The sequence below is a fragment of the Pedobacter nutrimenti genome (genome assembly GCF_003208655.1).
GTDB classification, from domain to species: domain Bacteria; phylum Bacteroidota; class Bacteroidia; order Sphingobacteriales; family Sphingobacteriaceae; genus Pedobacter; species Pedobacter nutrimenti.
Genome location: NZ_QKLU01000004.1, coordinates 575,285 through 588,054, shown reverse-complemented (window position 1 = coordinate 588,054; position 12,770 = coordinate 575,285). Strand labels below are relative to the sequence as shown.

The 12,770-nt window shown below is 46.4% G+C and carries 7 protein-coding genes; 6 read left to right on the top strand and 1 reads right to left on the bottom strand.

Features of this window, described 5'->3' with window-relative positions; translation table 11 throughout:
* Nucleotides 1–80: 80 nt before the first annotated feature.
* Nucleotides 81–3,026, bottom strand: a complete 2,946-nt coding sequence (locus B0O44_RS14090; RefSeq protein WP_110831622.1) for a ligand-binding sensor domain-containing protein — start codon at nucleotides 3,024–3,026, stop codon at nucleotides 81–83.
* Between the two features lie 177 nt (nucleotides 3,027–3,203).
* Here B0O44_RS14090 and B0O44_RS14085 point away from each other — a divergent pair, with 177 nt between their 5' ends.
* Genes B0O44_RS14085 through B0O44_RS14060 form a run of 6 tightly spaced genes read left to right on the top strand, consistent with a single transcriptional unit; the run spans nucleotide 3,204 to nucleotide 12,302 of the window.
* The gene (locus tag B0O44_RS14085; RefSeq protein WP_110831620.1) at nucleotides 3,204–6,326 is read left to right on the top strand and encodes a SusC/RagA family TonB-linked outer membrane protein; all 3,123 of its coding nucleotides are present in this window, start codon (nucleotides 3,204–3,206) and stop codon (nucleotides 6,324–6,326) included.
* A 20-nt stretch (nucleotides 6,327–6,346) separates the two neighbouring features.
* Nucleotides 6,347–7,855 carry a RagB/SusD family nutrient uptake outer membrane protein gene (locus tag B0O44_RS14080; protein ID WP_110831978.1) on the top strand — a complete coding sequence of 503 codons (1,509 nt, stop codon included), beginning with the start codon at nucleotides 6,347–6,349 and terminating at the stop codon, nucleotides 7,853–7,855.
* A gap of 18 nt (nucleotides 7,856–7,873) precedes the next feature.
* Nucleotides 7,874–9,460, top strand: coding sequence for a PKD domain-containing protein (locus tag B0O44_RS14075; RefSeq protein ID WP_110831617.1), 1,587 nt, complete (start codon nucleotides 7,874–7,876; stop codon nucleotides 9,458–9,460).
* 10 nt (nucleotides 9,461–9,470) lie between these two features.
* The gene (locus B0O44_RS14070) at nucleotides 9,471–10,370 is read left to right on the top strand and encodes a PKD domain-containing protein (RefSeq protein ID WP_146229841.1); all 900 of its coding nucleotides are present in this window, start codon (nucleotides 9,471–9,473) and stop codon (nucleotides 10,368–10,370) included.
* 4 nt (nucleotides 10,371–10,374) lie between these two features.
* Nucleotides 10,375–11,406 (top strand): family 16 glycosylhydrolase, encoded by a 1,032-nt coding sequence (locus B0O44_RS14065; protein WP_110831613.1) that lies wholly within the window; start codon nucleotides 10,375–10,377, stop codon nucleotides 11,404–11,406.
* A gap of 8 nt (nucleotides 11,407–11,414) precedes the next feature.
* On the top strand, nucleotides 11,415–12,302 hold the full coding sequence (locus tag B0O44_RS14060; RefSeq protein WP_110831611.1) for a glycoside hydrolase family 16 protein: 888 nt from the start codon (nucleotides 11,415–11,417) through the stop codon (nucleotides 12,300–12,302).
* The last annotated feature ends 468 nt before the right edge of the window (nucleotides 12,303–12,770 follow it).

The window sequence follows — 12,770 nt, the reverse complement described above, 5'->3', positions numbered from 1 at the left end:
ACCTTAAAAACCGCAACAATAGAAGCGCAAATCCGGATTTAGTTTAAACGCCGGCACTCATCAAAAAAAGGATAAACGTATTATTTCATTAACTCCTGCTGTATTTTAAACAGAAATTCAAACAAATTCATTTCAGTAGGGATCTGCAGTTTTTTACGTAAACGGTAGCGGCTGATCTCTACACCCCGCACCGATATGGCCATCAATTGGGCGATTTCCTTGCTCGACAGGTTCATGATCAGGTAGGCACAGAGTTTTAGCTCCTGCTGGTTAATGGTCGGATAGCGTTCTTTAACCAGCGACAAAAAGCCTGCATGCACTTTATCAAAGTGGATAAAAAACTGCTGCCATTGCTCGTTCAGTTTGTCTTCTCCGGTCAGCATGCGCTGTATTTTTTTAATTTCAGACACTTCCACCGCTTCTTTACCCGACCGCTGCAAATGTTGCAGTTCGTCTTTTACTTTGGCCAGAAACTCTTTTTGCTGCACCAGATTTAAAGCCGATGAGGCAAGTTCCGAGGTCTGAAATTCCAGTTCTGCCTGGAGCTTTTCATTTTTCAGGTTGGCGAGTTCTTTTTCAGATCGCTCCAGTTCCAGCTGGTGCAGGTAAGCCAGCTGTCGTTGTTGTTCTTCATTTTTTTTCTGCTGCCGTTTCAGCTCTTTTTTCTGTTTCAACAAATGCCGCTGTTCCTGCTTTTGGTAAATCAGGTAAAGTATAGCCGCAATGACCAATACATAAACCGCGTAGGCCCAAATGGTTTGATACCAGGGCGGGTTCATGTAAAAGGCATAGCTGGCCACCGCCGATTCGTTATTGTTGTGGTTTCGGGCCTTGACCTTAAAGCTGTAATGACCCGCGGGCAGGTTGGTGTAATCTTTGTCTGTTTTTTTTGACCAGTCTGACCAGCCCTTGTCGAAACCTTCCAGCATATAGCTGTACTCCACATTGGACTGCTCTTCAAAAACCGGTGAAGAATACGCAAAGCGCAGTGAATTAAAGGCATGTGCGAAATTGGGCAGGGCAGCGATCCGGAGCTGACCATTGGGCTGCATGGCCGTGCTGTATCCGCCAAACAACACACTATCGGTACCCGAGCCAGACCTTACGCTGCGAATGTATACCTCTAAAGGCCTGATGTTTTGCTTGTATTTGGTGTAGTTGATGTGGTAAAAACCATTTTCACTTCCTACAAATATATTTTCGGGGTTAATGGGATATACGTTTTCAAAACCACTTAATATGCGGTTATACAGCTCCGGAAAGTTAATGATCACCGGTGTTGAAGAATAATCGACAACCCCCAGACTTTTACCTTCTACAAACCAGATGTGGCCGGAAGCATCTTCCTGTAAATACCTGATCCCACGTGTACCGAATATTTTCTTAAAGGCCGGTGATGGTGTAAAGCGGTCATTTGTTTTGTCGTATTCATAAATGCCTTTCTCGGTTGCGATCACCACCTGGCCTTTTACTTTAAACACAAAATTATTGAGGGTGGAGGGAAGCCCCTGGTCTTTGGTGTAATTTTTCAGGGCACCGGATCCCGGGGTAATCCGGTAAATGCCCCGGTAAGGATGTGATGTCCAGATGATGCCCGAGGCGTCGACCTGTAAAAAACGGGCCGACTCATAATATTTGCCTATGTTGCCTTTGTCGGTTAATGTGGCACCCATATCTTCAAACAGGCGTACCCCATAGTAATTGCCTGCGGCAATAAAACTTTTGCCGTTACCGGTGTCCATTGGTTTAAAAATCCAAAACCCGGTTGCGTTGTAAAGCGGTGATATTTTGTTTTCCCCAACCTCGAACATGCCGTCATCCCGTCCGGCAAGTAAATGTCCGTTAACCTGGGCAATGTTCCAGGTTTGCCCTCCGGCCACGGTTTTGAAATTGTTTTTTAAATGGCTCAAATCGGCCAAGTCTGTAACGGGTACCTGGTAAATGCCATTGGACAAGGCGAAATACAGCCTGTTCTGGTAAAGTGCTGCGGCATAACCGCCTCCGTCTTTAAATATGGCCGGGCTAATGTGCTTCACCGCATTGTTATAGGCAATATAGTCGATGCCATTGTCCAGTCCGAGCCAAACATTGTGGCTGGCATCGGTGTACATACTGCGTACAAAAATATTTTGCAGGCCTTCCTTTTTGGCAATGTTTTCCATAACCAGGCCGCTGCGGTCTACCTGGTAAATGCCGTTCTGATAGGTGCTCAGTAAAAAGCTTCCGTCGTTGAGTGCGATGGCTGCCGAAAAATGCTGTCCATTATCAATGTCAAAACCCCGGAGGTTAAAATGCTGTAAAGTTTTGCCGCTGAGTAAAAAAATGCCGCTGCGGGCAGTGGTCACCAGGCTCAGGGCATCGTGGTAGGGCGATATAGAAGTTATGTAACAGCCCGCAGGAAGGTCCTTTGCGGCAATAAAGGGTTGCCAGCGCTGGTTTACATATTCCAGCAGGCCTTTTTGTTCATCGTGGGCAAGCAGTTTATTTCCAGCGGTGCCCATAAATAACCAGGAACGGCTGTAGTAAACTGTTATTTTACCTTTACTGTATTTGAAAAGTTTGTTGTTGGACCTGAAAAATACATCATCTCCATAGGCTACAATATCCCATAGGTCCGAAAATACCCGGTCTGCGGCGGGGATCAGTTCTTTGAGGGAAGTGAACACCAGTGCCCCGTTTTTACACGGCGAAAAATAACCGATCTCATCCTGCCCACCCACATAGAGTTTATGGTCCCTGCCAAATTCAATGGAACGCACAATGGTGCGGTTGGGCAAAGGAAACAATTGCCAGGCCGCCCCGTCAAAAGTCAGCACCCCTTCGTTATTGGCAAAAAACATCCGGCCCTGCGCATCCTGTCGTATTTTCCAGTTTTGGGTACCCGCGTTGTACTGTTCTTTTTGATAATTGACTGTTTTTCGCTGGGCGATGTAGGCCTGCGAAAAGGCATCAGGGCTTGCCAGGGCAAGCATTGAAAAAAGTAAAAATCTAAAAAACAGCTGTTTATGCCGGGTAGAAAATGTCATTTATTCGGTTTATAATGGTATAGCCAATATCGTTATTTTTATGACTTTTTTCAGCCTTGTGTGGTAGTGATGTAGTGGTAAATTTGCTGAATCCGATTCTGTAAAGCTACTTTTGAGCTTATGAACGGGCGCTTCCTGCGCTTTTTTTAAACCAAATTATAAACTAATACTAAACCCATGCAATTCAAACTCAAGCTTCTTGCGGGTATCACTTTGCTATTTTGTTTTGTTAACGCGGCCTATGCCCAAAGCCTCCGCTTAACAGGTAAAGTGACCCAAAAGTCCGACGGACAAGGCATTCCGGGCGCCTCTATTGTCGTTAAAGGTGCATCCTCGGGCACCATGACAGACGTAAACGGAAATTATACCCTTAACCTTCCACCCGCGGGTGGTGTTTTGGTCGTTTCCTACATTGGTATGGAAACGGTCGAAAGAACGGTAACCGGGGCTGGTGTCCAGAATTTTGTGCTTAGTGACGACTTAAAAGTACTGAACGAAGTGGTGGTGGTTGGTTATGGTACACAAAAGGTCACCAACATTTCAGGTGCGATTTCGGTGATTAAAAGTGCCGATATTAAAAAACTGAATGCGGTGCGTACCGAGGAAGCCTTGCAAGGCCAGGTATCTGGCGTAACGGTGATCCAGCCTGGTTCGCCTGGTGCAAAGCCATCGGTTTTGGTTAGGGGTATCCCATCCTTTTCAGGTAATGACCCAACTGTAGTGGTCGATGGCTCCATCCAAACCCTCGACGACCTGAATTCCATTAACCCTTCAGATATCGAATCCATCAATGTATTGAAAGATGCGGCCACCACAGCCATTTATGGTCTTAAAGGCGGAAACGGTGTCATTGTGGTTACCACCAAAGCAGGGAGCAGGAACCAAAAAACAGAATTTTCTTTCAACAGCAATTTTGGCCTGCAGGATGTATCCCGCCGGATCGGTGTCCTCAATGCCGCTGAATACGGTGCCATTGTGAATGAAGGCAGCGTGGCCGCAGGGGGCAACATTATTTTTCCGGATCTTTCCATTTTGGGAAAAGGTACAGACTGGCAAAAGGAAATTTTCCATACCGCACCATTGCAATCACAGAACATATCGGCCCGTGGCGGCAGCGAAAAAATGACCTATTTCCTTTCGGCAGGTTACCTGAGCCAGGGAGGGATTGTAGGTGGTTACGATAAATCGCATTTTAACCGCGGAACTTTTACGGCCAATTTAACTTTTGATTTTACGTCAAAACTGAAATTTATTTTAAATACCACCGGTGTCCTGCTAAACAATAAAGGCGTACAGGAAAATTCCTTTAATAGCATTATTGGCAGTGCCCTGAACTTTGACCCTACCGTACCGGTATACAACAATGATAAAAGTGTGGTGAGCAAATACGGTTATAGCGACTTGTTGCTGTCGGAGATCTTTAATCCGCTGACCAAGCTGGACAATACCTATAATACCAATACCGGCAGTAAAATCTATGGAAAATTTGAACTGCAGTACCAGGTGATCAAAGGCTTAAAGCTGAACAGCCGTTTCGGATACACCAAATACGATGACAAATCAAAAACCTTTACGCCACTGATTTTCTGGGGGCCACAAAACGTAGAGAACGGCCTGGACGCTGCGGGTAACCCGGTTACCGGACGGCACAACAATGTGGCCCAAACCAAAAACAGCAATTTTAACTATACCTGGGAAAACTTTGGAAATTACAATTTCTCGGTAGCTCAGGACCATCATTTTGAAACCGTACTGGGTTTTTCAATGGCTAAAACGACGGGCAATAGTATGAATGTAGGCCGGCAGGATGTGCCTTTCAATTCCTGGGAATTTGCCGATTATTCTGCAGCAACCGGAACCAACAGTGCCGATAACCCCAATGCCCAAACCGGTGGTTATTACCAGTATTTCAGAAGAAACCTGTCGTACTTTGGACGGGTAAACTACGATTATAAAGACCGTTACCTGGCCTCATTTTCTGCGCGCCGCGACGGCTCTTATGCTTTCGGTGTGAACAACAAGTTTGGTAACTTCTATGCCGGTTCATTGGGCTGGGTGGTGACCGGTGAAGAGTTTTTTAAACCAGCCTTTATTGATTATTTAAAAGTCCGCGGTAGTTATGGGGTGACCGGAAATGAAAATACTACCCCACAGTATGTTAAAATCGCAACAGGCGGCCCTGATTATGGCCCGACTGCCAACAGCAATGGTTATAATTTTGGTAATATCTTTTATCCGGGCTCTACAGTTGCAAGCTCACGTAACGATAACCTGGCCTGGGAAAAACAAAAACAGCTTAATGTGGGCTTTGACTTGACCTTACTGAAAAACAAGGTATCCATCTCGGCCGATTATTACCAGAAAAAAGTAGATGGTTTATTGTTTACCCCATCGGTATCCTTATACCTTGGAACAGCGCAGGTGCCTACTGCCAACATAGGTTCCACAAAAAGCAGCGGTGTGGACATCACGGTCACTTATCGTGAAAAAGTTGGTGAGTTTTCCATCAACAACATGTTCAATGTGACCACCATGAAAAATAAGGTCACCGAAACCAATACCGACGGGACCGCACGTATTTTGGGCGGAAGCTATTTTAACGGACAATCCCAAACGGTCACCGTATTTGAAAAAGGCTATACCCCGGCTTATTTTTACGGGTATAAAACCAATGGTCTGTTCCAGAATGCAGCCGAAATTGCAGCAGCCCCGAAACAACCGGGCGCACAGCCGGGCGATATCCGTTATGTAGATACCAATGGCGATGGAGTAATCAACGATAACGACCGGGTTAAAATAGGAGACCCCTTTCCAAGTGTCACTTTGGGCTGGAACCTGAGCATGTCGTACAAAGGGTTCGACTTTAGTGCCTTGACCTATGCCTCTATAGGCAATGATATTTACCGTGCCTATGAACGTAATGCCAACTTCTCCAACAAGTACCGCGCTGTACTGGGCAGATGGACCGGCGAAGGCAGCACCAATGATGCCCGTAACCCACGTTACATATTTACCGATCCCAACAGCAACATCCGTGTGTCCGACAGGTATGTAGAAGACGGTTCTTTTGTGAAAATAAAAAACCTGCAGCTGGGCTATACCTTTCCAAAATCAATGCTGAAAAATGTATTCAGGTCAATGCGTGTTTATGCGCAGGTGAAAAATGCGTTTGTCTTTACCAAATACTCTGGTTACGATCCTGAAATATCGGGCAATGGCAACCTGCTGGAGAACGGGGTAGACCGTGGCGCCTATCCGCAGGCCCGCATTTACGCATTAGGAATTGATTTTAATTTATAATGGCTTTTAATCGTAAAAAAATGAAACAGATATACATAAAAACGCTGGGTATGGTTGTGGTGATGACCCTGCTTGGTTCCTGCAAAAAATTTGTTGATTATAATCCCCATGAAGATTTTGTGGTGACCGATCAGGATTACCTGAAGTCCGAGGACGATTACCGTACCATGGTCATCAGCGCCTATACACCCTTGCAATGGCTGAACCAGGTGACCGTCATTGGCGATATCGCTTCTGACAATTCCGTGGCCGGTGGCGAAAGTGCCTCCGACGTTGTGCCCCTACAGCAAATTGACGATTTTACATTGACCGCTGTAAATTCAACACTGGAAGATTTGTGGAAAGTGTCTTACGAAGGGGTTAACCGGGCCAATTACCTGTTCCAGTATAAAGATAAAAACCCTGCCGGCCAGGCGGTAAATTTCAATGGCAAGGATGCCTTGTATGGCGAAGTTTATTTCCTGCGGGCCTATTATTATTTTACGCTGGTCAAAATGTGGGGCGATGTACCTTTCTTTGTGGATAAACGCCTTAACCTTACCGATTCAAGAAGTCTTCAACGTTCGCCAAAGGCACAGGTATATGCGCAAATAGAACAAGACCTGAACGCAGCCATTGCCGCTTTACCAACCGTGCAGGCACAAAAGGGCCGCATTACCAAATATGCAGCCCAGGGCTTGCTTGGAAAAGTGTATTTATACGAAGGTAAATTTACCCAGGCCAGCACTGTGCTGGAGCCCATTATTACCGCAAATGCGTTTACGCTGGTTAATGACTATGCCTCTATTTACCTGGCAGCAGGAGAAAATGGACCGGAATCGGTTTTTGAAATCCAGTACACCAACGGTTCGCCTTATTACAACTGGGGTGGAGCAACACGCGGACAGGGCAACTATTCCGTACAGCAAAATGGCATCAGGGGCATCAGCGGAAGCGCGGCTATGCCTTTTGCAGCCGGCTGGAGCACCAATTTGCCTACACAAAACCTGGCCAGTGCCTACTCGGCCGGTGACCAGCGCAAAGACATCACCGCATTTGATATTGAAGCTTATAAAAACGCCCATCCGGAGTATGCGATCACCTATAAAGTGGCACCCTACAAAAATACAGGACTGTACAATGGTAAATATTTGCCTCGTAAGGGTGAAAGCTCAGGACAAATTGAGCTGAACTACCTGAACAATTTTCGCATTATGCGTTATTCAGAAGTTTTGCTCATGGCGGCCGAAGCCCTTAACCGTGGCGGTGGTGATGACGGTAAAGCCCTTGGCTACCTGAACCAGGTGCGCCGCCGTGCATTTAAAGACACCAATCACGATGTAACTGCATCGGGTACGGCTTTAAAGCAGGCCATTTGGGATGAACGCCGATTGGAACTGGCTATGGACGGGGACCGTTTTTTTGACCTGGTCCGGACCGGACAGGCCGCGGCTAAGCTAGCCGGATTTCAAGCCGGCAAGCATGAACTGTTTCCTATTCCGCAGCAGGAGGTAACCATTTCCGGCCTTACGCAAAATGCAGGCTATTAACCCTTATTATTTATGATTATGAAGGCAATAAAATATTATTTAGCAGCAACCTTACTGCTTGCCAGCGCCATCAGCTGTAAAAAGGAGTATAACGATACCTCCTTTGTTGATCAGGCTGCTGCCCCGGGCAAGCTGGGGGTATTGTTCAACATCACACAAGACAATACAGGCCTGGTGACCATTATACCCAGCGGTGAAGGGGTAACCAGTTATGACGTTTACTTTGGAGACGGTGGGGGAACCTTTGTGAAGGTGGGCGCCGGTAAAACGGTAGACCATAAATACGCTGAAGGAAAATACACCGTCAAACTGGTCGGTCACAGCATTGGCGGCAAAACGGTTGAGTTTAAACAGGAACTTACCGTCTCGTTCCGGGCACCGGAAAATCTTAAACCTGTTATTGCGATAAAAGGTTTAAATGTTACTGTCGATGCGACAGCCGATTTTGAGACCATGTACCATGTGTATTATGGTGATGAAAGCACTACAAATCCCGAACCTTTTGACACCTTTATTCAGGGGCAGCCCGCATCACATACCTACAAGGCGGCAGGGACTTATACCATACGGATTGTGGCATTAAGCGGTGGTGCAGCCAGCACCCAGGTCACCCAAACGGTAAAAGTGGGCAAGCAAATTGATTTGCCGCTTGGATTTGATGACCCGAATTTTGATTATACCACCAGCGATTTTGGGGGTAATAACTCTTCGGTCAGTGCCGACCCGGTAAATGCGGCCAATAAAGTCCTTAAGGTGGTTAAAAGTGGCGGTGCCGAAGTTTGGGCCGGAACAACCTTAGGTACAGCGGCGGGTTTTGCGACTAAAATCCCGGTATCGGCGAGCAATTCAAAAATGACCATGCGGGTCTATTCACCAGCCGCGGGCCTGACCATTAAACTCAAACTCGAAAACCATAGTGATGGCACCAAATCGGTGGAAACCGATGTGCTGACCACCAAGGCCAATCAATGGGAAACACTAAGCTTTGACTTTACCCGCAATTCTGCAGGTACGCCGGCCCTTGATCCGGCTGTGGTTTACGATAAAGCCTCTGCTTTCTTTGACTTTGGAGTAAATGGCAGCGGTAAGGTGTTTTATATGGACGATCTGCAAATCCCTACACCAGCATCTATGGTTTTAGGTTTGCCCCTTAACTTCGAGTCGGCCGATTTGAACTACGCCTTTGTGAGTTTTGACGGCGGCGATCTGAGTGTTATTGCAAATCCTAATTCAGGTGGCATCAACACCAGTGCAAAAGTGGGTAAAATGATTAAAAAAGATGGACAGCCCTGGGGCGGAGGTTTCCTTGCCCTGGACAACCCGATCGATTTTTCAACCAAAAAAACCTTTAAAATGAAGGTCTGGTCACCAAGGGCAGGAGCGAAGATCCTGTTAAAGGTCGAAAACCTGACCGATGGCAGCATCAGCTACGAAAAAGAAGTGGCCACCACACAAGCAAATGCATGGGAAGAACTGACCTTTGACTACAGCGGGATCAATACCGCCAAAAGCTATCAGAAAATAGTCCTGATCCTTGACAATGGTACCAAAGGCGATGGTTCTGCCAATTACACCATTTATTTTGATGACATAACACTTAATTAACGGAATGACCATGAAAATGACTCTAAAAATATGGACAGCGGCCTGTCTGGTCGCTGTGATCGCGGTGGTAAGTTGTAAAAAGAAGGAGTATTCCTTAGGCGCCATCGTGACCCCGACAGATGTAAACCTGAGCACAGAAATTGAAGGTGTGGATGCCGGCAACCCCAATGGTGGCGGGAGCGGGAATGTGACCATCACCGTCAAAGCAGTAAATGCGGTTTCTTATAAAATAGATTATGGCGACGGGACCACAGAAATTGTACCGACCGGAAAAATAAAGCACAAATACGCCAACCCGGGCACAGCAGAGTATACCATTATTGCAAGCGCCATAGGTACCGGTGGGGTGACCTCGAGCAGCACAAAAAAAATCAAAGTTTTTGTGGCTTTTGAAATCCCTGCAGACATTTTACAAAACCTGACCAAAGGCAGTTCGCAGGTTTGGGTAAGCGCCCGCGAAACCCCCGGCCACGTTGGGGTTGGTCCAACCACTTCGTTTGAACCCGATTATTACAGCGCAGAACCCAACCAGCGTGCAGAGTGCCTGTACGATGATGAAATGACCTTTAGCAAGGATGCCAATAACAATGTCAGCCTGAGCGTGAACAATAAAGGACAGTCTTTCTTTATTGCAGCCGCAACGGCCTATTATGGCGCATCGGGAGGTGACAATTGCTACAGCATTGACATTGCCGCCCCGCGCAGGCTAACGTTTATGAATGCGACTTCGGCCTCCACAACAGCAAACTCTACACGGATACAGTTTCTGGTTCCGGGCAACGGGCTGATCAATTTTGGTTCTGGAGGCAATACCTACGAAATACTGGCAATTACACCGACCACTATTACCCTGCGTAACATAGGTATTGACGGACTGGCATGGTATCAGAAATTTAAAGTAAAGCAATAAGGAAATGAGATATTTAGAAAAATATATGCTGATGGTGCTTGTGCTGTGTTTTACAGGCTGCAGCAAAAACCACGACGGTGCAGCTGCCGATCCCGCTGCGCCATCCAATATAGAAATCAAAACGGTGCTGAGCACCGACAACAGCGGTACGGTAACTTTTACGGTAACGGCTGCAAATGCGGTGTCTTATGAATTTGATTATGGCAATGGGGTCAACGAGCTTTCCACAACCGGACAGGTGACCTATAAATATCCTGTTGCAGGCACTTACACGGTAAAGGTGACGGCAAAAAGTGCCCAGGGTAAAGTGGCCATACAAAAAACAAATGTAACGGTCACGGCCAGTGAGTCATTGATCTGGTCGGATGAATTTGACAAGGCCGGTGCACCTGATCCGGGTAAATGGGGATACGACCTGGGCAATAACAATGGCTGGGGCAACAACGAGGTAGAGTACTATACCAACCGTCCGGAAAACGTAATTATAGCCGACGGCAAACTGAAAATTACGCTGAAAAAGGAAAACTACAATGGCTATAACTACACCTCGGCACGCCTGCTTTCCAAAGGTAAGTTCAATTTTAAATATGGCAGGGTAGAGTTTAAGGCTAAACTTCCTACAGGTGGCGGTACCTGGCCGGCGCTTTGGGCCCTGGGCAGTAACATCGATACCACACCATGGCCTGCCTGCGGCGAAATTGACATTATGGAACATGTGGGCAACCAGCAAAACAAAATATTTTCTACCCTCCATTATCCTGGTCATTATGGCGGCGGCGGGGTAGGTAGTACGGTAATGGTGCCTACGGCCTCTACAGATTTTCATGTGTACAGCCTGGAGTGGACCGCTACCCAATTGAAGTTTGCTGTTGACGGAAATGTGTTCTACACCTTTGCCAATGATGCCAGCACACCCTTTAACAACAATTTCTTTTTGATCATGAACGTCGCTATGGGTGGCAATTTTGGCGGCGCTGTAGATCCGGCGGTGACCAGTGCGACCATGGAGGTTGAATACGTACGAGTTTACAGATAATTATATTTATGCGCTATAACAAACAATTTTTTGCACTGACCCTGGCAGCGTTACTGACCCTGCCTGCTTTTTCGCAAAGTAAAAAAAATAAGGCTGGTAAAACCGGCCAAAGCGGAAAAGTGATCTTTTGGGATGACTTTTCGGGAACTAGGCTAGACCGCAGCAAATGGACACCCGAGGTGACCGGTTTTCATGTCAACGACGAGCTGCAGGCTTATGTCGATTCGACCAATGTGATTTCCTTTGTAAAAGGTGCTGCCGCAGAAGGGGCCAGCAATGGGGCCCTGGTGTTGAGCCCAAAGTACGTACCCGGTTTTAAAACTTTTGACGGACAGACCTTTGATTTTATATCGGGCAGAATCATCACCAAAGATAAATTTGACTTTACCTATGGCAAAGCCGAGGCACGCATTAAGCTGGTGGCGGGCAGCGGCCTGTGGCCGGCCTGGTGGATGCTGGGTTATCCAAACTGGCCAGCGGGTGGTGAAACCGATATTATGGAGTTTATTGGGGAAGGCGACTGGGTCAGTTCGGCCGTACATGGCCCCAATTACTCTGGCGAAACCCCTTTTGTAAACCGTTTGTATTTTAACAAAAACAACGATGCCAGCAAATGGCATGTTTACGGGGTGGAGTGGACACCGGAAAGCCTGGTGTTTAAATACGATGGGGTAACAGTGCTGCGGGTCACCAAGGCCATGGCCCAGCATTATGGCAAATGGGTGTTTACCGATAAACAGTTTCTGATCCTCAACTTTGCGGTAGGGGGTATTTATCCTTTTAAAATCAATGGACTTAAAAAGCCGTATTACGGTTTGTCAGAAAAAGCGCTGCAACTGATTAAAGACAGGAAAGCGAAAATGATGGTCGACTGGGTAAAGGTCACAGCTTATTAAAACCGGTAAAATCGTAAAGCCCCTCTGAATTTTCAGAGGGGCTTTTTTGTTTTAAAACGTTTGGAAACCAGGAGGCAAAACCTGTTTTTTCTGGCGCCGGAGATGACCCAAAAATGGCCTTCAATTGTTGCCATTTTAGGGTGGTGAATAGGGCCAAGAATGGTCTAAAAGTAGTTTGAAAAAAACTAGGTGGTAACAGGGTGCTAACAGGGTCGTAACAGGGTGGTAACAGGGGCATTTATATAGTTTTCATCTGGTTGTCATCTGATTAAAATCCAATGACAACATAGTTTTTATAGAGCGACTCTTAGGAAATTAATAGGCTTGTTTTAAAGCTCAGGTAAGCGGGCAAAAAAAGGAGTTAAAATTGAACATAATGGCCTTATGTTTTGGAGGCTGAACAGGTCAGATTTTTAATGCCGATTTATTTTCGTTTATAATTATTTTGTTATATTTAAAAGAAAAATT